Origin of the sequence: Streptomyces sp. NPDC026673 (assembly GCF_040638135.1) — a bacterium.
In the GTDB taxonomy this organism is placed as follows: domain Bacteria; phylum Actinomycetota; class Actinomycetes; order Streptomycetales; family Streptomycetaceae; genus Actinacidiphila.
Genome location: NZ_JBEZXR010000055.1, coordinates 1 through 22422, shown reverse-complemented (window position 1 = coordinate 22422; position 22422 = coordinate 1). Strand labels below are relative to the sequence as shown.

At 72.5% G+C, this 22422-nt stretch carries 26 protein-coding genes; 16 read left to right on the top strand and 10 right to left on the bottom strand.

The features are described 5' to 3' along the window. The first annotated feature begins 67 nt into the window (after positions 1-67). A complete protein-coding gene (locus tag AB0F62_RS29865) occupies positions 68-862 on the top strand; it encodes a TIGR00730 family Rossman fold protein (protein WP_361805972.1) in 795 nt (264 codons plus the stop codon). Between the two features lie 13 nt (positions 863-875). Here AB0F62_RS29865 and folP read toward each other — a convergent pair whose 3' ends face one another. Next, positions 876-1736: a dihydropteroate synthase gene (gene folP, locus AB0F62_RS29860; protein WP_361805969.1), complete on the bottom strand. Its 861-nt coding sequence runs from the start codon at positions 1734-1736 to the stop codon at positions 876-878. A gap of 123 nt (positions 1737-1859) precedes the next feature. Here folP and AB0F62_RS29855 point away from each other — a divergent pair, with 123 nt between their 5' ends. After that, on the top strand, positions 1860-2240 hold the full coding sequence (locus tag AB0F62_RS29855; RefSeq protein WP_361805966.1) for a cell division protein DivIVA: 381 nt from the start codon (positions 1860-1862) through the stop codon (positions 2238-2240). After that, a complete protein-coding gene (locus AB0F62_RS29850) occupies positions 2237-2827 on the top strand; it encodes a DNA-3-methyladenine glycosylase I (RefSeq protein WP_361805963.1) in 591 nt (196 codons plus the stop codon). Before AB0F62_RS29855 ends, AB0F62_RS29850 begins: the two co-directional genes overlap by 4 nt. 45 nt (positions 2828-2872) lie before the next feature. Here AB0F62_RS29850 and AB0F62_RS29845 read toward each other — a convergent pair whose 3' ends face one another. After that, entirely contained in the window at positions 2873-3664 is a 792-nt protein-coding gene (locus AB0F62_RS29845) for an enoyl-CoA hydratase-related protein (RefSeq protein WP_361805960.1), read from the bottom strand. Positions 3665-3927: 263 nt separating this feature from the next. On the opposite strand from AB0F62_RS29845, the gene AB0F62_RS29840 reads away from it, so the two are divergent. Beyond that, a complete protein-coding gene (locus AB0F62_RS29840) occupies positions 3928-4095 on the top strand; it encodes a DUF3117 domain-containing protein (protein WP_018561471.1) in 168 nt (55 codons plus the stop codon). 109 nt (positions 4096-4204) lie between these two features. Here AB0F62_RS29840 and AB0F62_RS29835 read toward each other — a convergent pair whose 3' ends face one another. Beyond that, entirely contained in the window at positions 4205-4870 is a 666-nt protein-coding gene (locus AB0F62_RS29835) for an O-methyltransferase (RefSeq protein WP_361806061.1), read from the bottom strand. Positions 4871-5006: 136 nt separating this feature from the next. Between AB0F62_RS29835 and sigE the strand changes: the two genes are divergently transcribed. From sigE to AB0F62_RS29810, 5 genes are all read left to right on the top strand, one after another. Next, entirely contained in the window at positions 5007-5783 is a 777-nt protein-coding gene (gene sigE / locus AB0F62_RS29830; RefSeq protein ID WP_361805955.1) for an RNA polymerase sigma factor SigE, read from the top strand. 41 nt (positions 5784-5824) lie between these two features. Continuing rightward, positions 5825-6733 carry a zf-HC2 domain-containing protein gene (locus AB0F62_RS29825; protein WP_361805952.1) on the top strand — a complete coding sequence of 303 codons (909 nt, stop codon included), beginning with the start codon at positions 5825-5827 and terminating at the stop codon, positions 6731-6733. A 70-nt stretch (positions 6734-6803) separates the two neighbouring features. Next, on the top strand, positions 6804-8288 hold the full coding sequence (locus AB0F62_RS29820) for a trypsin-like peptidase domain-containing protein (RefSeq protein ID WP_361805949.1): 1485 nt from the start codon (positions 6804-6806) through the stop codon (positions 8286-8288). A 257-nt stretch (positions 8289-8545) separates the two neighbouring features. After that, positions 8546-9007 carry a sec-independent translocase gene (locus AB0F62_RS29815; RefSeq protein ID WP_361805946.1) on the top strand — a complete coding sequence of 154 codons (462 nt, stop codon included), beginning with the start codon at positions 8546-8548 and terminating at the stop codon, positions 9005-9007. 78 nt (positions 9008-9085) lie between these two features. Further along, on the top strand, positions 9086-9697 hold the full coding sequence (locus AB0F62_RS29810; RefSeq protein ID WP_361805943.1) for a hypothetical protein: 612 nt from the start codon (positions 9086-9088) through the stop codon (positions 9695-9697). A gap of 76 nt (positions 9698-9773) precedes the next feature. Here AB0F62_RS29810 and AB0F62_RS29805 read toward each other — a convergent pair whose 3' ends face one another. The 3 genes from AB0F62_RS29805 to AB0F62_RS29795 all read right to left on the bottom strand — a co-directional run bounded on the left by AB0F62_RS29805 (position 9774) and on the right by AB0F62_RS29795 (position 12806). Continuing rightward, the gene (locus AB0F62_RS29805) at positions 9774-10931 is read right to left on the bottom strand and encodes an Mrp/NBP35 family ATP-binding protein (RefSeq protein WP_361805940.1); all 1158 of its coding nucleotides are present in this window, start codon (positions 10929-10931) and stop codon (positions 9774-9776) included. Between the two features lie 79 nt (positions 10932-11010). Then, the gene (locus AB0F62_RS29800) at positions 11011-11505 is read right to left on the bottom strand and encodes a DUF1003 domain-containing protein (RefSeq protein ID WP_361805937.1); all 495 of its coding nucleotides are present in this window, start codon (positions 11503-11505) and stop codon (positions 11011-11013) included. Then, positions 11502-12806: a CBS domain-containing protein gene (locus tag AB0F62_RS29795; protein WP_361805934.1), complete on the bottom strand. Its 1305-nt coding sequence runs from the start codon at positions 12804-12806 to the stop codon at positions 11502-11504. The genes AB0F62_RS29800 and AB0F62_RS29795 overlap by 4 nt, the downstream gene beginning before the upstream one ends. Before the next feature lie 212 nt (positions 12807-13018). Between AB0F62_RS29795 and AB0F62_RS29790 the strand changes: the two genes are divergently transcribed. After that, positions 13019-13681, top strand: a complete 663-nt coding sequence (locus tag AB0F62_RS29790; protein ID WP_361806058.1) for a hypothetical protein — start codon at positions 13019-13021, stop codon at positions 13679-13681. Between the two features lie 9 nt (positions 13682-13690). Here AB0F62_RS29790 and AB0F62_RS29785 read toward each other — a convergent pair whose 3' ends face one another. Next, positions 13691-14218 (bottom strand): hypothetical protein, encoded by a 528-nt coding sequence (locus tag AB0F62_RS29785; RefSeq protein WP_361805931.1) that lies wholly within the window; start codon positions 14216-14218, stop codon positions 13691-13693. 236 nt (positions 14219-14454) lie between these two features. Here AB0F62_RS29785 and AB0F62_RS29780 point away from each other — a divergent pair, with 236 nt between their 5' ends. After that, entirely contained in the window at positions 14455-15303 is an 849-nt protein-coding gene (locus tag AB0F62_RS29780) for a DMT family transporter (RefSeq protein ID WP_361806055.1), read from the top strand. Between the two features lie 8 nt (positions 15304-15311). On the opposite strand, the gene AB0F62_RS29775 is transcribed toward AB0F62_RS29780, so the two are convergent. Then, on the bottom strand, positions 15312-16424 hold the full coding sequence (locus tag AB0F62_RS29775) for a magnesium and cobalt transport protein CorA (RefSeq protein WP_361805928.1): 1113 nt from the start codon (positions 16422-16424) through the stop codon (positions 15312-15314). 436 nt (positions 16425-16860) lie between these two features. On the opposite strand from AB0F62_RS29775, the gene AB0F62_RS29770 reads away from it, so the two are divergent. The 4 genes from AB0F62_RS29770 to AB0F62_RS29755 all read left to right on the top strand — a co-directional run bounded on the left by AB0F62_RS29770 (position 16861) and on the right by AB0F62_RS29755 (position 20025). Further along, entirely contained in the window at positions 16861-17451 is a 591-nt protein-coding gene (locus AB0F62_RS29770; protein WP_361805925.1) for a suppressor of fused domain protein, read from the top strand. 351 nt (positions 17452-17802) lie between these two features. Beyond that, on the top strand, positions 17803-18441 hold the full coding sequence (locus AB0F62_RS29765) for a DUF6758 family protein (RefSeq protein WP_361805922.1): 639 nt from the start codon (positions 17803-17805) through the stop codon (positions 18439-18441). A gap of 82 nt (positions 18442-18523) precedes the next feature. After that, a complete protein-coding gene (locus AB0F62_RS29760; RefSeq protein WP_361805919.1) occupies positions 18524-19393 on the top strand; it encodes a PHP domain-containing protein in 870 nt (289 codons plus the stop codon). Positions 19394-19410: 17 nt separating this feature from the next. Beyond that, positions 19411-20025: a MarC family protein gene (locus AB0F62_RS29755; protein WP_361805916.1), complete on the top strand. Its 615-nt coding sequence runs from the start codon at positions 19411-19413 to the stop codon at positions 20023-20025. Positions 20026-20132: 107 nt separating this feature from the next. On the opposite strand, the gene AB0F62_RS29750 is transcribed toward AB0F62_RS29755, so the two are convergent. Next, positions 20133-20282, bottom strand: a complete 150-nt coding sequence (locus tag AB0F62_RS29750) for a hypothetical protein (RefSeq protein ID WP_361806073.1) — start codon at positions 20280-20282, stop codon at positions 20133-20135. A 222-nt stretch (positions 20283-20504) separates the two neighbouring features. Here AB0F62_RS29750 and AB0F62_RS29745 point away from each other — a divergent pair, with 222 nt between their 5' ends. Continuing rightward, positions 20505-21413 carry an NYN domain-containing protein gene (locus AB0F62_RS29745; RefSeq protein ID WP_361805913.1) on the top strand — a complete coding sequence of 303 codons (909 nt, stop codon included), beginning with the start codon at positions 20505-20507 and terminating at the stop codon, positions 21411-21413. Here the strand turns inward: AB0F62_RS29745 and AB0F62_RS29740 are convergent. Beyond that, positions 21410-22279: an alpha/beta fold hydrolase gene (locus AB0F62_RS29740; protein WP_361805910.1), complete on the bottom strand. Its 870-nt coding sequence runs from the start codon at positions 22277-22279 to the stop codon at positions 21410-21412. The genes AB0F62_RS29745 and AB0F62_RS29740 overlap by 4 nt on opposite strands. Positions 22280-22422 lie beyond the last annotated feature (143 nt).

The following is a 22422-nucleotide window of genomic DNA, read 5'->3' as shown; positions in this document are numbered from 1 at the left end:
GCGCGTTCTTGATCCGCCCGGTGGACGCGGTCGTACCCTGACCGGACGGCAGCGAAAGGAGCGCGACATGGACAGGGACGCGGAGGAGGCGGCCGCCGCCGAGACGGCCGCCGCGGAGGGCCGCCCCACGGGGCGCGGCTGGCCCGAGCGCCACACCGGTCCCGTCGTACGGCGCCGGGGCCAGGTGCAGAAGTCGACGACCGACCAGCGGCTGCTGGACACCCGCGGCCCCTCGGACTGGGTCCACGGCGACCCGTGGCGCGTGATGCGCATCCAGTCGGAGTTCGTCGAGGGCTTCGGCGCCCTCGCCGAACTCGGCAGGGCGGTGAGCGTCTTCGGCTCCGCCCGCACGTCCGAGGGCTCGCCCGAGTATCAGACCGGCGTCCGCATCGGCCGCGCCCTGGCCGAGGCGGGGTTCGCCGTCATCACCGGCGGCGGGCCCGGCGCCATGGAGGCGGCCAACCGCGGCGCCTGCGAGGCCGGCGGGGTCTCCGTCGGCCTGGGCATCGAGCTCCCCTTCGAGCAGGGGCTCAACCCCTACGTCGACATCGGCGTGAACTTCCGCTACTTCTTCGTCCGCAAGACGATGTTCGTGAAGTACGCCTCCGGCTTCATCGTCCTGCCGGGCGGTTTCGGCACCCTCGACGAGCTCTTCGAGGCCCTCACGCTCGTGCAGACCCGCAAGGTCACGCAGTTCCCGATCGTGCTGTTCGGCTCCGCCTACTGGCGCGGCCTGGTCGACTGGGTCCGCGACACCGTCGTGGACGGCGGCAAGGCGTCCCCTGTCGACCTGGAACTGCTCCACGTCACGGACGACGTCGACGAGGCGGTCGCCCTGGTGACGAAGGAGATCGGCGACTGACGGACCGGCGCGGCTACGCCAGCCCCCGCCGGGCGACCGCCGGGGGCCGGTGTCCCGCGATCGAGGCCACCATCTCCAGCACCTGCCGGGTCTCGGCCACCTCGTGGACCCGGTACACCTGCGCGCCCAGCCACGCCGAGACGGCCGTCGTCGCCAGGGTGCCGATCAGCCGCTCCTTGACGGGGCGGTCCAGGGTCTCGCCCACGAAGTCCTTGTTGGACAGCGACACCAGTACCGGCCAGCCGGTCGCCGTCATCTCCGGCAGCCGCCGCGTCGCCTCCAGCGAGTGCCGGGTGTTCTTGCCGAAGTCGTGCCCCGGGTCGATGAGGATCGCCTCCCGCCGCACCCCCAGGGCCGCCGCCCGCTCGGCGAGGCCCACCGTCACCTTCAGGATGTCGGCCATGACGTCCTCGTAGCCCACCCGGTGCGGCCGGGTGCGCGGCCGCGCGCCGCCCGCGTGGGTGCACACCAGCCCCACGCCGTGCTTCGCGGCGACCTCGGCGAGCCGGGGGTCGACCCCGCCCCAGGCGTCGTTGAGCAGGTCCGCACCGGCCTCGCAGACCGCCTCGCCGACCTCGTGGCGCCAGGTGTCGACGCTGATGACGACGTCGGGGTGGCGCCGCCGCACCTCGGCGACGAAGTCGGCGGTCCTGCGGATCTCCTCCTCCGCCGAGACCTCCTCGCCGGGACCGGCCTTCACCCCGCCGATGTCGATGATCGCGGCACCCTCCGCGACCGCGCGCTCGACGCGTTCCAGGGCCGGTTCGTCGGTGAACGTGGCGCCCTGGTCGTAGAACGAGTCCGGCGTCCGGTTCACGATCGCCATGATCACGGGCTCGTGCTCGCCGAATTCCCGTGTGCCCAGCCGCAGCATGTCGCGCCTGCCTCCCTCGAAATGTCGTACGCCGATCGAAGATAGTCGCCGACCGCACACCGCGCGCACGGCGCGACGTGGCACGATCGTGGCGTACACGTCGGGCCGACCCCGGGAGAGGTCTTGTTCTGGTTCTTGCTCATCGCGCTGGTCGCGGTGGTGGCCGCGGTCGCCCTCGCGGTGCTCGGCGACGGCGGGGTGCTCCGTGACGTGGAGCCGGACCGGGTGGACGACCGGCTGCCGCCCGAGCGGCCGGTGGGCCGCGCCGACGTCGAGCGGCTGCGCCTCCCGGTGACCGTGCGCGGCTACCGCATGGTGGACGTCGACGACGTGCTGGAGCGCCTCGGCGCGGAACTGGCGCAGCGCGACGCCCACATCGCCGACCTGGAGGCCGCGCTCGCCGGTGCGCACGCCACCCGGCTCGGCGGCCACTCGCTGGTCAAGAACGCCGAGCAGGCGCCGCGTGCCCCCGAGGACCCGCGTGCTCCCGGGAGCGGGCAGTGAGCGACGGCGGCGTGGTGACCGGGCCGGACGGCCTGGCCCGCTGCCCGTGGGGGCTGTCCACCGACGACTACGTCGCGTACCACGACACCGAGTGGGGCCGCCCCGTGCACGGCGAGGCGGCGCTCTTCGAGCGGCTGTGCCTGGAGGCCTTCCAGTCCGGCCTGTCGTGGATCACGATCCTGCGCCGCCGCGAGGGCTTCCGCAAAGCCTTCGCGGACTTCTCCCCGGAGGCGGTCGCCGCCTTCACCGACGGGGACCGCGAGCGGCTGCTCGCCGACACCGGCATCATCCGCAACCGCGCGAAGATCGACGCCTCCATCGCCAACGCGCACGCCACCCTGGCGCTGCGCGAGGGCTACCAGGGCGGCCTGGACGCCCTGGTCTGGTCCTACGCGCCGGACCCCGCCGGACGCCCGGTGCCGCGTACCGTCGCGGACGTACCGGCCGTCACGGCGGAGTCCACCGCGCTCGCCAAGGACCTGAAGAAGCGGGGATTCCGCTTCGTCGGCCCGACCACCGCCTACGCGCTGATGCAGGCCTGCGGCCTGGTCGACGACCACCTGGCCGACTGCTGCGCCCGGCGCTGAGCGCCCCGACCGCCGGCTCGCCCCGCGTGCCCCGCCCGCCTCGGCTCAGCGGCCGAGGAAGCGGGGCTTCTCCTTCTTCAGGAAGGCGTCGACGGCGATCCGGTGGTCCTCGGAGGCCCCGGCGAGCGTCTGCAGCTCGTCCTCCTTGGCCAGGGTGTCGATCAGCGAGTGCCCCTCGCCGTAGGCCATGGACGCCTTGACCGCCGCGTAGGCGACCGTCGGGCCCTGCGCGAGCCGGCGGCCGACGTCCAGGGCCTCGGCGGCCAGCTCGTCGGCGGGGACCAGGCGGTTGGCGATGCCGAGTTCGTACGCCTCCTGCGCGCCGATCGCGCGCGGGAAGAGCAGCAGGTCGGCGGCGCGGCTGCGGCCCACCAGCCGGGACAGCGTCCAGGAGGCCCCGGAGTCCGCGGTCAGGGCGACGCCCACGAAGGACGTGTTGAAGGCGGCGGTGTCGGCGACCACGCGGTAGTCGCAGGCGAAGGCGAAGCCCGCGCCGGCGCCGGCGGCGACGCCGTTGACCCCGGCGACCACGGGCTTGGGCATGGTGGCGATCGCCGTGACGATCGGGTTGTAGTGCTCGCGCACCGTGGACATCGCGGGACCCCCGCCCTCCTCCTGGAGGAAGGCGACGTGCTCCTTGAGGTCCTGCCCGACGCAGAACGCCTTGCCGTTCGCGGTCAGCAGCACGGCCCGGACGGCCTGGTCGGCGCCCGCGGTCTGCAGGGCGTCGCGCAACGCGACCTTGGTCTCCACATTCAGCGAGTTCATCGCCTCGGGGCGGTTCAAGGTGATGGTGGCGAGCCCGTCGCTCACCTCGTACAGGACGGTGTCGGCCATGTGGTCCCCTTCGTCGCGGCTCACGTTCGGGGGTCAGCATGCCCGAGTTCACCGGGCGCGGACATGTGACGTCCATCAAACGCGCCCGAGAGTGCGATCACCGAAATGGACGGTTTTGCGGGACCGGGTTCTCGAACGGATGGGAACCGATGTTGGTCATCAGGTCACCCGATGCGGGATAATGGCCGAGAACCAATGTGTTCGAGTCCGGTGGCGCCTGGGCCACCGGTTGCGAAGAGCTGGTTTCAGGAAGGGGAACGAGCATGGCGGCCATGAAGCCGCGGACGGGTGATGGCCCGCTCGAGGTGACCAAGGAGGGGCGGAGCATCATCATGCGCGTTCCGCTCGAGGGCGGCGGACGGCTTGTCGTCGAGCTGACTCCGGACGAGGCGGATGCACTCGGCGAGGCTTTGAAGAAGGCCATCGCCTGACAACCGGCCAAACCAAGCCTTGGGCCCCCGGCGGCATGCGCCGGGGGCCCACTTGTTTGTCGTTATACGGCCTCGCCGGAAACGGGTGCATTCCGGGCGGAGGAAATTGTCAGCCGCGCCGTACCGCGCAGAGCAGCCCGTCGTCGGTGGGCAGCAGGACGGGGGCGAGCGCCGCGTTGTCCCGCACGGTGCGCATCAGTTCGCGCAGCCGCATCACCTCGGGCTCGGAGTGGGCGGCGTCCATGGACCGGCCCTGGGCGAAGGCCCCCTCGAAGCAGACCAGCCCGCCGGGACGCAGCAGGCGCAACGATTCGCCCAGATAGTCGGGGTACTCCAGCCGGTCCCCGTCGCAGAACACCAGGTCGTAGCCGCCGTCCGCGAGCCGGGGGAGGACGTCCAGCGCCCGGCCGGGGATGAAGCGGGCCCGGTTGCCGGCGAATCCCGCCTCCCGGTAGGCGGTGCGGGCGTGCTGCTGGCGGTCCGGCTCGGTGTCGACGGTGGTCAGCACGCCGTCGGGGCGCATGCCCTGCAGCAGGTGGATGCCGGAGACCCCGGTCCCGGTGCCGATCTCCACCACCGCCTTGGCGTCGGTCGCGGCGGCCAGCAGTCGCAGCGTGGCACCGGTGCCGGGGGAGACCGGGCGCACGCCTGCCTCACGAGCTCGCCCGCGGGCTCGTATCAGCGCGTCGTCCTCGGCGACGAAGGCGTCCGCGAACGCCCAGCTCGCCTGGCGGTTGCCGGTAATTGCCCTCTCCTGTCCGCGTGACGGTTGCAGCCCGCCCGGCGACTGTATCCGTTGCGGTCGGGAACCCGCAGATGGGACCGCTCGTTGGTACCCGCGACGGACCTGAACGACAGGAGCCGGGAGCGATGAGCTCGGCACTTATCCGGAGCTAACGGGCGAGGTGGCTATGGTAGGGGCTCTACTGGACACCACCAGAGCCGATAGGGGAGGTGCGGCTGCGGCGGGTCACCGCGGAGTGCTCTCACGCTTCCGCAGGGCGGCCGGCGAGCCGAAATCCGTGACCAATACAGCTGACGACCGTCCGCGCACCGACGAGTCCGCGACTGTGGCCGCCAACGCGACCTTCGCCACCGACGGGGACGGCCAGGCGTGGACTCCCCCGTCCTGGGAGGAGATCGTCAGTACGCACAGCGCCCGGGTCTACCGCCTCGCGTACCGCCTCACCGGCAATCAGCACGACGCCGAGGACCTCACCCAGGAGGTCTTCGTCAGGGTCTTCCGCTCGCTGTCGACGTACACCCCCGGCACTTTCGAGGGCTGGTTGCACCGCATCACCACCAACCTCTTCCTCGACATGGTCCGCCGTCGTCAGCGCATCCGCTTCGACGCCCTCGGCGACGACGCCGCCGAGCGGCTGCCGAGCCGCGAGCCGTCCCCGGCGCAGCACTTCGCCGACACCCACTTCGACGCGGACATCCAGCAGGCGCTGGACACCCTCGCCCCGGAGTTCCGCGCGGCCGTGGTGCTCTGTGACATCGAGGGCCTGTCCTACGAGGAGATCGCCGCGACGCTCGGCGTGAAGCTGGGCACCGTGCGCAGCCGCATCCACCGCGGTCGTTCGCATCTGCGCAAGGCGCTGGAGCACCGGGCGCCGGCCGCACGTCCGGGCCGTGCGCCGGTCCTGGCCACCGGCCGGCCGGCCCTGGAGGGCGGGAGCACGTGAGCGGCGGTGTCAGCCGGCACCTCACGTGTGCCGACCAGCACTTGGGTGACCATCTCGCCGCCTTCGTCGACGGCGAGCTGCACGACGACGCCCGCGACCGGGTGCTCGCGCACCTGGCGACCTGCCCCGACTGCAAGGCAGCTGCCGACGAGCAGCGCCGGATGAAGGACGCGATCGCCGCCTCCGCGCCGCCCGCCCTCTCCGCGGGCCTGCTCGCCCGGCTCCAGGAGTTGCCCGGGGGTGACGGAGCCGGCGGAGGAGGGCCCTTCGGCGGGGGCGCCGTGATCGAGACGGCCAGCCTCGGCGGTGAGCGCCTCGGCGGCGGCCTCTTCGGGAAGGCGCGCGAGGAGTTCTCGCTGCCCCTGTCCGCCTCCGCCTCCCGGGGCTTCCGGATCCACGAGACCGGTCGTTCGGATGCGGCCGTCGCACCCGTCGGCCCCGCGCCGTCCGGTGCCGCGGTCCGCGGCCGGCGCCGCTTCGCGTTCGCCGCGGCGGGCGCGGTCTCCATGGCGGCCATCGCCCTCGGTGGCGCCCTGCCGCTGGACGCGGCGGTCGACGGCGCCGGCGGCTCCCCGCTGTCCCGCAGCGGCGGAGGCAGCGGTGCCGCGACGACACCGGTCTCCGGTGAGACCGCCCGCGCGGCCGCCAATGTGTGGAGCTCGGCGACCAGCGACCTGCTGCACCCCGTCTCCCGCGGCATGCACCCGTACGGCTTCGAGGCGGTCGACGAGCGCGGCGCCGCCGCCGGTGCCGTGGTCCGGCCCCTGGGAGTCTCCGGCGAAGGGCCGGTCACCGGCTCGGACGCATCGGTGGTCCCCGGCGTCACCCCCGCGCCCGCCCTCGGGCGGCCGGCGGCCCCGAGTCCCTCCGCGTCCTCCGCCTCCCCGAGCCGGCCGGTTCCGCTCGACTCGGTCGTACCGCTGGTGGGCCACTTCCCCGTGACCCGCTGAGCGGGCGGCTGCGGGCGGCGCCGACTCCTGGTTCAATCCAGGGAGGACAGGTCGTCGTAGGGGAGCACCGTTGGACGAGGGGAAGGCCGAAGGGCCGCAATGGTGGAGCCGGCCGGAGACGGTCGCGCCGGTACCGCCCGAGCCGCAGGACGGGTCCGCCCCGGACGCGGTCCCCGACGCACCCGCCGGGCCGGCCGTCGGAGCGGAGCCCCGCCACGCTCCCGACCCGTACGACACCCCGCCGTACGGGGAACCCGGTCCCTGGGCGCCCGCGCCCCCCGTGCAGCACCCCGCCGGGGCGGTGCCGCCGCACCGGCCCGCAGAGCCGCCCACGGCCCCGCCCGCGCCCGCCGGACCGCTGTCGATCGGCCAGTGGCACCGCTACGACCCCTGGGCGTCCCCGGACGGCTCGGGGAGCCCCCAAGGGCCCGCCCCGCGGTCGGGGAGCCGCCGCGGCCCGCTGGTGGCCGCGCTGGTCGCCGTGACCCTGATCGCCGGGGGCATCGGCGGAGCGCTCGGCGCCTACGTCCACGACAGCGGCGGCGCTCCCGACGTGACCCTGCCGCAGGCCACCGCGGAGGCCGGTACACGCGCGCCGGACAGCATCGCGGGCATCGCCGCCCAGGTCCTGCCGGGCGTCGTCTACATCCACGTCAAGGGCGATGACGGCGAGGGCACCGGCACCGGCTTCGTGCTCGACGACCAGGGCCACATCCTGACCAACAACCACGTGGTGGAGAGCGTCGCCAAGAACGGCACCATCTCGGTGACGTTCAACGGCGGCCAGGTGAAGCCCGCCAAGATCGTCGGCCGCGACACCGGCTACGACCTGGCGGTCATCAAGGTCAGCGGCGTCAGCGGACTGCACCCCCTGACCCTCGGCGACTCCGACGCGGCCCAGGTCGGCGACCCGGTCGTCGCCATCGGGGCCCCGTACGGCCTTGAGGGCACCGTCACCTCCGGCATCATCAGCGCCACCCAGCGGCCGATCACCGCGGGCGGGGAGACCAACAGCAGCGACGTCAGCTACGTCGACGCCATCCAGACCGACGCCCCGATCAACCCCGGGAACTCCGGCGGTCCGCTCGTCGACGCCAAGGGCCTGGTCATCGGGATCAACAGTGCCATCCGCTCGGCGGACAGCGGCTCCGACCCGTTCGGCAACAGCAGTCAGGGCGGCAGCATCGGCCTCGGCTTCGCCATCCCGGTCAACCAGGCCAAGCGGGTGGCAGAGCAGTTGATCAACGACGGCAAGGCCACCCACCCGGTGATCGGCGTCAGCATCAACCTGCAGTACTCGGGCGACGGCGCCCAGGTCAGCCCCGAGGGTGAGGGCGACGGGGACTCGGTGACCCCGAACGGCCCCGGCGCCAAGGCCGGCATCGAGCCGGGCGACGTGATCACCGCGATCGACGGCAAGCGGGTGCACAGCGGCGAGGAGCTGATCGTGCGGATCCGCGCCCACCGCCCCGGCGACACGCTGCAGCTGACCGTGAAGCGGGCCGGCAAGGAGCGCGCCGTGCAGCTGACCCTGGGCTCGGCCGGCGGGGACTGACCGGGCGCGGCGAGGGCGGCCCCCTCGTGGTCCCGTACGGCCGCGTGCCGCCGTGTGCCCGCCCCTTGCCGCCCCGTGCCGCCGCGTGCCCGCCCCGAACGGCCTCCGTGCGGCTTCCGCGGGTGGGCGGGGCATTCGGGATTTACCGGGGCGCGGCCTACTGTTGACCCGGGCCACTCCCGTCCAGGCGCTTGGTGCAGGTACGGTGATATCCGCCGGATTCCGTCCGCCGGCCGAGGACCACGAGGAGCTGCACGGTGTTTTCAGACATAGGCGCGCTGGAGGTCGTCGCGCTCGTGATCCTTGCCGTACTCGTGTTCGGGCCGGACAAGCTGCCCAAGCTCATCAAGGACGTCACGCAGTTCATCCGCAAGGTGCGGGAGTTCTCGGACAGTGCGAAGGCCGACATCCGCAACGAGCTGGGCCCGGAGTTCAAGGACTTCGAGTTCGAGGATCTGCACCCCAAGAACTTCGTCCGGAAGCAGCTGCTGGACAACGACGAGCTGGGCCTGAAGGAGATCCGCAACGGATTCGACTTCAAGGAGGAGATGTCCGCGGTCACCGACGCCGTGCACGGCCGCGACAGCGCCGCCGGCAGCGCGGGCTCGGGCTCCTCGGGTTCGGGCTCCTCGGGTTCCTCCGGCACGCCGGACCGGTTGCGCAAGCGCGACGGCCTGGCGCCGGGCGAGGCCCCGCCGTTCGATTCCGACGCCACCTGATCCGGGGGCCTGCCCCGATCACGCAGCGCGAGTGGCTATTCTCCCTTTGTTTGCCCTTATGGAGGAGGCCCCGCGCGTATGGAGACCACAGCTGATCCGGCGGATCGTACGACCGGCGGCTATCTCAAGGCCGACTTCCCCTGGTACGGGCTGGACGAGGCGTTCACCGGCGACCGCTGGCTCGCCCCCGTCGGGATGAGCGCCGACGGCACGGTGGAGCACGGCTCCACCGGCCACGGGGACGAACCGTCCGTCAAAGTAGAGCCCACCCCCGACAACCGCCGCTTCGTGGTGGTCGTCACGCTCGCCGACCGCCCGGTACGGCGCAGCTCGGACGGCACCGGTGTGCTGGAGGCCACCTCGGTCGCCTCCGCGGCCTGGCTGGCGGGCTCGGGGCTGCTGTCGTGTACCTGGCCCACCCAGATGGAGCGCCATCTGCGGCAGGACTGGCTCGACCAGCAGACCGCCATCGCCTGGGATCTCGCCGACAACCTCGAAGGTCCCGGCTGGTCGGCGCTCACGCTGCCGGTGGACGGCGTTCCCACGCCCTTCCACTACCGGGAGTCGGAGTACGGCTGGGTGATGGCCGGCTCCGCGCGGGGTGTGCACCTGGGGGCCTTCGGACGCGGGATGAGCGCGTACGGCCTCGGCCTGGCCCAGGTGAAGGACATCGCCTCCTACCGGCCGTGACAGACGACTCAGGGGCGCCCCCGGTCCGGGGGCGCCCCTGAGGTGTTCCGGGACCGGTACGCGGCCGGCCCCCGGGTCAGAACTTGTTGCGCGGCGTGATGCCCAGGGACATACCGGCCAGACCGCGCTGCCGCCCGCCGAGCTTGCCGGCGATGGCACGCAGGGCGGAACCCGCCGGGGACTCGGGGTCGGTCAGCACGACCGGGCGGCCGTCGTCGCCGCCCTCGCGCAGCCGCACGTCGATCGGGATCTGGCCGAGCACCGGCACGGTGGCGCCGGTGGTGCGGGTCAGGCCCTCGGCGACCCGCTCGCCGCCGCCGGTGCCGAAGACGTCGACCATCTCGCCGCAGTGCGGGCAGGGCAGCCCGGACATGTTCTCGATCACGCCGACGATCTTCTGGTGGGTCTGCACGGCGATGGTGCCCGCGCGTTCGGCGACCTCGGCCGCCGCCTGCTGCGGCGTGGTCACCACGAGGATCTCGGCGTTCGGGACCAGCTGCGCGACGGAGATCGCGATGTCGCCGGTGCCGGGCGGCAGGTCGAGCAGCAGCACGTCCAGGTCGCCCCAGTACACGTCGGCGAGGAACTGCTGCAGCGCCCGGTGGAGCATCGGGCCGCGCCACACCACCGGGGCGTTGCCCGGGGTGAACATCCCGATGGAGATGACCTTCACGCCGTTGGCCGAGGGCGGCATGATCATGTTCTCGACCTGGGTCGGACGGCCGTCCGCACCCAGCATGCGCGGCACGCTGTGGCCGTAGATGTCGGCGTCGACCACGCCGACCTTCAGACCGTCGGCGGCCATAGCCGCGGCCAGGTTCACCGTCACCGAGGACTTGCCGACGCCGCCCTTGCCGGAGGCGACCGCGTACACCCGGGTCAGCGAACCGGGCTGGGCGAACGGGATCTCCCGCTCCGCCTGCCCGCCGCGCAGCGAGGTGGCCAGCTCACGGCGCTGCTCGTCGCTCATCACGTCCAGCTCGACGGTCACCCCGGTGACCCCGGCGACCTTCGACACCGCGGTGGTCACCAGATTGGTGATGGTGTCCCGCAGCGGGCAGCCCGACACCGTCAGATACACGCCGACCCGCACCGCGCCGTCGTCCGCGATGTCGACCGACTTGACCATGCCCAGGTCCGTGATCGGCTTGTGGATCTCGGGGTCGTTCACCGTCGCGAGCGCGGCGCGCACCGCGTCGGGCGAGGGGGAGGAGCCGTACGCTTCGGTAGCCATGCGTCGATGGTACGTCCCGCACCGTGCCCCCAGGACCCCCGGTGGGCGGGTTCACACGGCGGCGATCACCCCCCGGCGATCACTCGGCCTCGGCCCGCTGCCGCTGGTCGATCTCCTTGAGCAGCTCCTGCAGTTCGGAGCGGATCCAGTCGCGGGTGGCGACCTCGCCGAGTCCCAGCCGCAACGCGGCGACCTCCCGGGTCAGGTACTCGGTGTCGGCGATGCTGCGCTCGTTCGCCTTGCGGTCCTGCTCCAGGTTGACCCGGTCGCGGTCGTCCTGCCGGTTCTGCGCCAGCAGGATCAGCGGGGCGGCGTAGGAGGCCTGCAGCGACAGCATCAGGGTGAGGAAGATGAAGGGGTAGGAGTCCCAGCGCAGATCGCGCGGCGCCAGCGCGTTCCACGCCACCCACGCGATGATCACCACCGTCATCCAGACGATGAAGCGGCCGGTCCCCAGGAAGCGGGCGATCTTCTCCGACAGCCGTCCGAAGGCCTCCGGGTCGTAGGAGGGCAGGAGGCTGATCCGCCGAACACGTGGCTGGTCGAGGCGGATGCGGGGGCGCTCGTCGCTCACTGGTCCGCCTCGTTCAGCTCCGCCTCGTGCAGCTCCGTCTCGTTCAGCTCCGCCTCGTGCAGCTCCGTCTCGCGCCAGTCCTCCGGCAGGAGGTGGTCCAGGACGTCGTCGACGGTGACGGCGCCCAGCAGCGAGCCGCTGTCGTCGACGACCGGCACGGAGACCATGTTGTACGTCGCGAGGAAGCTGGTGACCGCCGGCAGCGGGGTGTCCGGCGCCAGCGGCTGTAGATCGCTGTCGAGGAGCGCGCTGACCAGGGTGAACGGCGGATCGCGCAGCAGGCGCTGGAAGTGCACGGTGCCCAGGTACTTGCCCGTCGGCGTCTCGTCCGGCGGCCGGCAGACGTACACCTGGGCGGCGAGGGCGGGGGACAGGTCCGGGTTGCGGACCCGTGCCAGGGCGTCGGCGACGGTGGCGTCGGGACGCAGCACGATCGGCTCGGTGGTCATCAGCCCGCCCGCCGTGCGCTCCTCGTACGACATCAGCCGCCGCATGTCGGCCGCCTCGTGCGGCTCCATCAGCCCCAGCAGCCGCTCCTGCTCCTCCTCGGGCAGCTCGGCCAGCAGGTCGGCGGCGTCGTCCGGGTCCATCGCCTCGAGCACGTCGGCGGCCCGCTCCTGCTTGAGCTTGCCGAGGATCTCCACCTGGTCGTCGTCCGGCAGCTCCTCCAGGACGTCGGCGAGCCGGTCGTCGTCGAGGGCCGCGGCGACCTCGGCGCGGCGCTTGGGCGACAGATGGTGCAGGACGTTCGCCAGGTCGGCCGGGCGCAGTTGGTCGAAGGTGGCCAGCAGCGCCTCCGCGCCCTGCGCGTGCTCGTCCAGCGAGAAGCCGGTCACCGCGGACCACTCCACGGTCAGTGTCAGGCCGCTGCGCCGCAGCGGGCCGCCCTTGCCGCGACGGACGAAGACCTTGTCGATCTCCCAGTCGCGGCGCGCCGCGAGCCGCACCATGGACACGTCCAGCACGGTCACGTCCTCGCCGGTCTCGACCAGGGTCACCCTTCGGTCGAGCAGTTCGCCGAGGACGAGGGTCTCGGTCGGGCGCTGCTCGAAGCGCTGCATGTTGACGACACCCGTGGTGATCACCTGACCGGACTCCACGCCCGTCACCCGTGTGATCGGCAGGAAGATCCGGCGCCGGCTGACGACCTCCACCACCAGCCCCAGCACACGCGGCGGCCGGCCCCCGACCCGCAGCATCACGACCACGTCCCGGACCCGGCCGACCTGGTCGCCGTTGGGGTCAAAGACCCGCACCCCGGACAGGTGCGAGACGAAGACCCGGGATGTTCCGGCTGGCATGCCGCCAGGCTAACGCCGCCGCGACGGGCCGGGCGCGCGGTAATGCTCCACGGGGGATTCGCACGGCGTTCACAGGGGTTCACCTGGGCAGCGGTACGCTGCGGTAGCTTCGGCCCCGCGTCACCGTGCCGTCCTCGCGACGGGCGCGTTCAACTGCAGGAGGAAGAGAACACGTGATCCCCGGCCGCAGGTCAGCCGTCCTCGTGAGCCTTCTGGGCGCGGTCCTCGCGCTCGCCGGAGTGACAGGGTGCGCGGGTGATCCGGACGCGGGGACCAACGGCGTCGGCAAACTGCCCGCCAAGAGCATCGAGAAGCGGGCCCGTGCCGCCGCCGACACGGCCGACACGGTGCGCTTGTCGGGTACCGTCGTCAGCAAGGGGCGGACCTACCGGCTCGACATGCGGCTGCGCGGCAACGGCGGCCTGGGCGAGGTCACCGCCGAGGGCAGCACCTTCGAGCTGCTGCGGGTCGGCGACGACCTCTACCTCAAGGCGGGCGCGGGCTTCTACGGCGACCAGGTCGGCGCCAAGCTCAAGAACAAGTACGTCAAGGTGCCCGAGGCGGACCCCGCGTACGACCAGTTCAGCGGCTTCACCGACAAGGAGGTGCTGCTGGACGGCCTCTTCGTCCTCCACGGCGCACTCGCCGTCGGCGACCACCGCACGGTCGACGGCGTCCGCACCGTCGCCGTCACCGCGGACGGCGGCAGCGGCGGCACGATCGACGTGTCCCTGGAGGGCAAGCCGTATCCGCTGCGCTACGAGCGCGCGGGCGGCGCGGGCACGCTGACGATGGCCGACTGGGGCAAGGACTTCACACTGCGCGCGCCGGACGAGGACGACGTCGTCGACTACGGCAGGGCCGTCACGCAGTAGGCTCCGGGCTCAGGCCCGCTTGCGGCGCCTGAAGAGCAGCTTCGGCAGGCCGGCGGGGATCGGGTGACGGGTGACGGCGGCCGTCGGGACGGGGGCCGCGGCGCCGCTGCGGTCCGGCATCGCCCCCGGGCGTTCGAGGGGGTCGCCGGCCGGCTCCAGTCGCAGGACGCGGCACTCGCGGGCCCAGCGTCCGGTCATCGTCTCCGCGTCCGGCGCGTTGAGCCGCTTGCCCTTGAGCTCCTCCACGGCGGCCGTCCACGCCTCGCCGTCGGCGGAGAGCTCGGTGACCCGGACCGGGAAGGCGACCAGCCGGCCGCCCTTGTCCTTGCTGCGTACGGTGACCGTGGCGGTGCCGCCGTCGGAGAGCCCGGGCCCGGGCAGCGGCTGCTCGCCGGGGCCGCCGCCGACGACGACCACGGCGCCGTCGACCCACGCGTGCCACAGGGCCTGGCCGTCCACCCACAGCAGGCCGGACTTCTTCACGGCCTCCTCGATCAGGGCCCGGTCCAGCTGCGGCTGCGTCACGGTTTCCGTCATACGCCCCACCCTATGGCGTGGGTCGCGCCGGATGGCGCCCTGGTGCCGCACACATGGTGAGACGACAGGAGCTCTGGGCCCGGACGGGCCTTACGCTAAGCAGGTCACCGTCCCGCCCCGCCCCGAGGAGACCCCGCGTGTCCGCCGCGCCGCCCGCCAGAACCACGCCCGCCGCACCGAAGGCGGACGCCGAGCCCGGCGCAGCGCCGCACGGGAAGGCGCCGCTCGACTTCACGCTGCTGGCGGTCGCGATCGCGGGCGTCTCGCTGTCGGCGCCGCTGATCGCCGCCACCGCCGCGCCCGCGCTGGCCATCGCCTTCTGGCGGAACGCCATGGCCGTCGGGGTGCTGAGCCCCTTCGCCTGGCTCAGGCACCGCGGCGAACTGCTGGGGATGGGCCGCCGGGCGTTCTGGCTGTCGATCGCCTCCGGCCTGGTGCTGGCACTGCACTTCGGGCTGTGGCTGCCGAGCCTGACCATGACCTCGGTCGCGTCCTCGACGGCGCTGGGCACGACCACACCGGTGTGGACCACCCTGATCCTGTTCATGCGCGGCCACCGGCCGCCGCGGATGGTGTGGCTGGGCTCGGCGCTCGCGGTCGCCGGTGTGGTGCTGCTGACCGGCGTCGATCTGTCGCTGTCGCCGCGCGCCCTGGCCGGGGACGCGCTGGCGCTGGGCGGCGGCATCGCGGCGGCGGGCTACGTCCTGCTCGGCGCGGAGGTGCGACGGACCGTCAGCACGACCGCGTACACCTATGTCTGCTACTCCACGACGGCCGTGGCCCTGCTGATCGCCTGCCTGGCCTCGGGCTCGGCGCTGGGCGGTTACGACGGCGGCACCTGGGCGAAGCTCGTCGCCCTGACCGTGGCCGCGCAACTGCTCGGCCACAGCCTGCTCAACCGTGTGGTGCGCGGGCTCGGGGCGTCGACCACGTCCACGGCGATCCTGCTGGAGACGCCGGGCGCCGCCCTGGTGGCGGCGGTCTGGCTGGGCCAGACCCCGCCCGTGGCGGCCTACCCGGCGCTCCTGGTGATCCTCGCCGGACTGGCCCTGGTGATCCTGGCGGACCGCAGGAAGGCCGGTTAGGGCCTGCCCTACAGCCAGCCGTTGCGGCGCAGGATGCGGTGGATGGCGAGGCAGATCCCGCCGATGGCGACCAGCACCATCGGGTAGCCGTACCGCCAGTGCAGCTCGGGCATGTGCTCGAAGTTCATGCCGTACACACCGCAGATCATGGTGGGGACGGCGATGATCGCCGCCCATGAGGTGATCTTGCGCATGTCCTCGTTCTGCGCGACGGCCGCCTGCGCGAGGTTGGCCTGCAGGATGGAGTTGAGCAGGTCGTCGAAACCGACCACCATCTCGTGGACGCGGGCGACGTGGTCGGCGACGTCCCGGAAGTACTTCTGGATCTCCGGGTCGACCACCCGCATCGGCCGCTCGCTGAGCATCTGCATCGGCCGCAGCAGCGGGGAGACCGCCCGCTTGAACTCCAGCACCTCGCGCTTGAGCTGGTAGATGCGCCCGGCGTCGGTGGCGCGGGGGGACTTGCCCTGGGCGGAGAAGACGTCGATCTCCACCTCGTCGATGTCGTCCTGGACGGCCTCGCTCACCGCCAGGTAGTCGTCGACGACCTGGTCGGCGATGGCGTGCAGCACCGCGGAGGGGCCCTTGGCCAGCAGTTCGGGGTCGTCCTCGAGGCGGTGCCGCAGGGCGCGCAGCGAGCCGTGACCGCCGTGCCGGACGGTGATGACGAAGTGCCGGCCGGTGAAGACCATCACCTCGCCGCTCTCCACCACCTCGCTGGTGGCGGTGAGTTCGGCGTGCTCGACGTAGCGGATGGTCTTGAAGACCATGAAGAGCGTGTCGTCGTACCGCTCCAGCTTGGGCCGCTGGTGGGCGTGGACGGCGTCCTCCACGGCCAGCGGGTGCAGCCCGAAGACCTCGGCGATCTCGGAGAACTCCCGCTCCGACGGCTCGTGGAGACCGATCCAGACGAAGCCCTCGCCGCCGCGCACCTTCTCCAGGGCCTCGCGCGGCGGGATGTGGTCGCTGCCGCGGCGGCCGTCCCGGTACACGGCGCAGTCCACGACCGAGCTGGGGGTGGCGGACGAGAGGCGGGAGCGGTCCGGGCCGTAGTCGTATGACGTGCTGCTCTTGCGCAGGGCGGGGCGGACGACTGCGCGCAGGTCGCGGATCATCGACATGGCAAGCTCCTTCACGGACTGGCCGGGCTGAAATGCGGATCAGGGCAGGGTGATCACCGTTGATCACTGCGCAGTTCAGGGAGCTCTTCCGGAAGCGGCTGGGTGGACCCGGGCAGGCCGTGGGAGCGGGCACGCGGCGCCGTCACGCGCTCGTGCTCGCGGAAAATCCGGGATTCCTCGTCGGTTCCGTGATTCTTTGGTTTCACGCCCGGGTGACCGGGTACGGAACGCGGGGGATCAGGAGGGTTGCCGGGCGGAAGAGCTGCCGGTACTGCACGGTCGACTAGGATCCATCGCAGCCCCACCTCCTCCGGCCGATCCCCGCTGGGGGAAAAGCGGCACGCCTCTACCGGCGTAACCGACGGCCCACCATATCAGGCGGCCCCTGCGCGAAGCCGTCGCTTTGCACGTTCCATACGCGCTCTATGCTCACTTCATGGTCGACGTATTGGGGCTTGTCGAGGCGCGACTGCGCATGGCCTTCGGTGATCCGGACGCCCGGGCGGCGGTCACCTTCCTCGGCACCGAGCGGATCGAGGTGCTCCGCTTCCGCGACGGTGAGCTGCTGCGCTACGTCACCCTGGGTCTGTCCCGGGTGCCCATGAACGACCCCGTCGCCGTGGTCGCGGACCCCGTGCGCGGCCCGCGCGCGGAGCTGGTGCTCACCCTGCGCGCCGGGAGCGGCGCCGACACCGACAAGGTGCTGCGGCCGCTCGCCGTGCTGGCCGCCAGCCCGCAGGTCGAGGGTGTCGTCATCGCCCCGGGGAACTCGCTCGACGTGGGTGAACCCCTGTGGCCCGGCGCGGCGTTCTCCGCCGTCCTGGTAGCCGAGCCCGGCGGCCTCGTGGCGGACCTCGAACTCGACGAGCCGATGGACCCGGTGCGCTTCTTCCCCCTCCTCCCGATGACCGTGAACGAGGCCGCCTGGAAGCGGGTGCGGGGCGCCGGGGCGCTTCAGGAGCGCTGGCTGCGGGCGGGGACCGACCTGCGCGACCCGCTGCGCGCCGCGGTCCCGCTGACGGACTGAGCCACGGCGGTTCGTGACGTCCCCTCAGCCGGCCCCGCGCGGGCCGACGTGGGGCCCGGTCGGCCGGGTCGAGGCACCGGCCAGGACGGCCGGCCGGCGCCCGTGTCCCGCCGTCAGGTCGCGATGGGCTCCGCCGGGTACGACGCCGGTGCCGCGTCCCGGACGCCGCACTCCGCGCCCGCGCCGCCGTCGCGGTCCCTGCGCCGCTTCGGTGTCCGGCTGCCGGAACGGCCGGGGCCGAGCCCGTCCGGCGTCCGCGACGCGGGTGTCACGCGCGACCACGCCACGCGGCGAACTCGGACGGGTGATCGTCCTTGACGCGGGCACGCCGCCGGAGGACCGTGGGGCGTTATGAGGGGCGAACCCAGTTGCCCGAAGTGCGGTGGCCGGGTCCGAGCGCCCGGGCTCTTCGCCGACTCCTGGCAGTGCGACGAGCACGGCGCCGTGTATCCGTTGCAACCCGTCGTGCCGCCGAGTGTGGAAGCCCTCGGCGTGGTCGTGAGCCGGTCGCGTGTTCCGGTGTGGATGCCCTGGCCGCTGCCGGTCGGCTGGCTGTTCACCGGTGTCGTGTCCGCGGGTGACGACCGCAGCGGCGGCCGGGCCACGGCGGTGGCCTGCTCGGGGCCGGGGCCGCTCGGCGGACAGGGCGAGATGGTGCTGGTGGCGGAGGAGCTCGGGGTCGGCCTCGGAGCGAGATTCGCCGGGATCCCGGGGCCGGACCCCGGTCCGGCGATGTGCCTCGGCAAACCGCCGGCCGCCAAGGTGATCGCGGCCGGGAGACCGACCGGCCTGTGGCATGTGAACGGGACGCCGCCGGACCGCGCGGTCTTCGCGGGCGAGTCGTTCGGTCTCTGGCTGTGGGCGGTCGTCTGGCCGGAGGAGTCGGGGCTGCTCATGTACGACGAGCTGATACTGACCGATCTGCGCGAGGCCGGTGCCGAAGTCGATCTCGTACCGTGCGGAGCGCTCTCCCCCCGGCTGCTCTCCTGAGATTCACAGGTTCGCCAGGCCGTTATCCTGGTAATCGCAACCCCTGAATCTGTCCGAGCACCGAGCGCCTGGAGTGACCTGCGTGCGAATCGACCTGCACACCCACTCCACGGCCTCGGACGGCACCGACACCCCCGCCGAGCTCGTGCGGGCCGCGGCGGCCGCCGGTCTGGACGTCCTGGCCCTCACCGACCACGACACGGTCGGCGGCTACGCCGAGGCCGAGAAGGCGCTGGCCGAACTCCACGCCTCCGGCGCGGCGGCGCCGGTCCTGGTGACCGGTGCGGAACTCTCCTGCCGCATCGAGGGGGTGGGCCTGCACCTGCTCGCCTACCTCTTCGACCCGCAGGAGCCCGAGCTGTACCGGGAGCGCGAACTCGTGCGCGACGACCGGGTGCCCCGCGCGCAGGCCATGGTCGCCCGGCTCCGCGAGCACGACGTGCCGGTGACCTGGGAACGTGTCGCCGCGATCGCCGGTGACGGTGCCGTCGGCCGCCCGCACATCGCCCAGGCGCTCATCGAGGCGGGGCTGGTGGACAGCATCGCCGAGGCGTTCACCCCGGAGTGGATAGGCCCGGGCGGGCGCGCCTACGTCGAGAAGCACGAACTCGACCCCTTCGAGGCGATCCGGCTCGTCAAGAACGCGGGAGGGGTGACGGTCTTCGCCCACCCCGCCGCCGTCAAGCGCGGCACATGCGTGTCCGAGAGCGTCATCCACGACCTGGCCGCGGCCGGGCTGGACGGCATCGAGGTCGATCACATGGACCACGACGAGCCCACCCGTGCCCGCCTGCGCGTCCTCGCCGCGGAGCTGGGACTGCTCGCCACCGGGTCCAGCGACTACCACGGCACGCGCAAGACCGTCCGGCTCGGCGAGTACACCACCGATCCCGAGGTCTACCGAGAGATCGTCCGCCGCGCCACCGGCGCGGCGCCCGTCACCACCCTGTAATCAACCCCGCAAGGCCCATGGATCTTTTCTCCCTGACCCTGTTCGGGTCGGTCTTCGTCACGCTCTTCGTGATCATGGACCCGCCCGGCATCACCCCGATCTTCCTCGCCCTCACCTCCGGCCGCGCGGCCAAGGTCCAGCGCCGGATGGCCTGGCAGGCCGCCGCCGTCGCACTGGGCGTCATCGCCGTCTTCGGCATCTGCGGCCAGCAGATCCTGGACTACCTGCACGTCTCGGTACCGGCCCTGATGATCGCCGGCGGTCTGCTCCTGCTGCTCATCGCGCTCGACCTGCTCACCGGCAAGGCGGACGAGCCCACCCAGACCAAGGACGTCAACGTCGCGCTGGTGCCGCTCGGCATGCCGCTGCTCGCCGGGCCGGGCGCGATCGTGACGGTGATCCTCGCGGTGCAGCGCGCGCACGGTTTCGGCGAACAGCTGTCGGTGTGGGTCGCCATCGCCGCGATGCACGTGGTGCTCTGGCTGACGATGCGTTACTCGCTGGTGATCATCCGTCTGATCAAGGACGGCGGTGTGCTGCTGGTCACCCGGCTGTCCGGCATGCTGCTCTCGGCGATCGCGGTGCAGCAGATCGCCAACGGCGTCTTCGGTTTCATCCGCGGCGAGGGCTGACGGGGCGTCGGGCGGATCGGGACGCGACAAGGGCCCCGTACCGTTGTGTACGGGGCCCTTCGTGCTCGCGGCGTCCGGCCGTGCGGCCATGCCGTGCTGACGGTGCCTTACTCGGCCGGGCGGATGTAGATGCGCTGGCCGATCGCGGCGGCCTGCTGGACGATCTGATCGACGGAGGCGGCGTCCACGACCGTGCAGTCGACGGCGCGGCCGTCCTGGTCGTTGAGGCGCATGATCTCGAAGCGCATGGTCTTCATGGCTTCTCCCTTCGTCCGGGCACTCCTCCATTGGAGTACGGGGCTGCTTCGCAGCCGTTACCTGCCTGGGTCATTCATGTATCCACAACAGTTGTCCCGACGAAAACCTTCCCTGTCCTAAAGAAAATTTTTCCCACGCATCTACTGGCCGGTAGCCACCGGTACCGGCGGTCCTGGTTCCGGTTGTGTGTGCGGACGGAAGCGCCGGACAATGTGATCTCTATGAACGACGACGCCCTTTCCGCCATCGCCGCCGGCATCGAGCGCACGAACGAGCTCCTGCAGCGGGTGCTCGCCGAGGTCGCCACGACCCCGGCGACCCACGCCGTGTTCGTGGACGCCGGCTATGTGTACGCCGCGGCCGGCCGCCTCGTCGCGGGCACCGAGGACCGGAGGGCCTTCGAACTCGACGCCGAAGGCATCATCGAGGCCTTCATCGACCGGGCGCGCACCCTCTTCCCCGACAGCCGGCTGCTGCGCGTCTACTGGTACGACGGCGCCCGCCGCCGCATCCACACCGCCGAGCAGGAACGCATCGCCGAGCTCCCCGACGTCAAGGTGCGGCTCGGCAACCTCAACGCCAGCCGCCAGCAGAAGGGCGTCGACTCGCTCATCCGCAGCGACCTGGAGTCCCTGGCCCGGCACCGGGCCATCAGCGACGCCGTCCTCATCGGCGGCGACGAGGACCTGGTGTCCGCGGTCGAAGCCGCCCAGGGCTACGGCGCCCGCGTCCACCTGTGGGGCATCGAGGCCGCCGACGGCCGCAACCAGGCCGACCCCCTGCTGTGGGAGGTCGACAGCCAGCGCACGCTCGACCTCGACTTCTGCAAGCCGTACATCACCCGGCGCACGGCCCCCATCTACGGCGACGCCCCGATCCCCACCGGGCCCATCCCGACCCGTGAGGACGTGCACTTCGTCGGAGCCCGGGTCGCCTCGCAGTGGCTGGCCACCCGCGGCCGGGACTCCCTGGCCGAGCTGCTGCCAGGGCATCCCTATCTGCCGCCCGCCTTCGACCAGGAACTGCTCGTCGAGGCGGAGGGCATGCTCAACATCTCGCTGCGCGGCCACGCCGACCTGCGGCGCGTGCTGCGCGACGGCTTCTGGGAGCACCTGCAGGCGCGGCTCTAACCCCAGAAGTCGATCAGCGCCCCGGCGGTGCGGGCCGGCTGCTCGGCGTTGGGGGAGTGCTCGGCCCCCTCGATCACCACACGCCGGGCGGCGAGGCGCTCGGCCATCGCGTCCAGCCACGGGACGGGCCAGGCGTAGTCCACCGCGCCCGAGATCACGAGCTTGGGCAGCGGCACCGCCGCCAGTTCCGCCACCCGGTCCGGTTCCCCGATCAGCTGCCGGCCCGTGGTGATCAGCTGCTCGGGCACCGTGCGCAGCCAGCGGCGGTGCAGGAACTCCTCGGCCTCGCCCGCCGCGTTCGCCGTGCCTTCCAGATCCTCGGCGTCCAGCTCGCGCATCGCCCGCCACACCCCCTCCATGTCCATCGAGGACAGCGCCTCCACCAGCAGCTTCGTACGTGCCTGCTGGGCCGGTTCGATCGCCGCCGGGCCGGAGCTCATCAGGGTGAGCGACGCCCAGGGCAGACCGGCACCGGAGAGCGCCGCCGCGCGGACGACCAGGCCGCCCATGGAGTGGCCGAGCAGATGGACCGGTTCGCCGTCCGCCGTCGCGAGCGCGGAGGTCTGCGCGATGACGTCGGCGGCGAGCTCCGGCTGGGCGTAGGCGCTCTCGTCGCGCGGGCCCGGGGTCTCGTTCTGGCCGCGGCCGTCCACGGCGACGGTGCGGTAGCCGGCCGCCGAGAGCGGTCCGAGCAGGGCGATGAAGTCCTCCTTGCTGCCCGTGAACCCGGGCACCAGCAGGGCCGTCCCGCGCCGCGGCGTGCCGGCCGGCGGGACGGCGTCCAGCACGGCGAAGGCACCGCGGGCCGTCTCCAGGGGGTATGCGGCGGCGTTCTCGGGCAACGTCAGAAACGGCGGTCGGCTCATGCGCCGAGGCTAGCCGTGCCGGGTTGCCGCCACACGACGCGGGTCCCGGCCCGCGGCACCGCCAGGGAGCAGGTGGAGCGCACCGTCGGGCGCCCGGCCACCCTCTCGGTCGACCTGACGGGGGACGGGGAGCAGACCGCCTC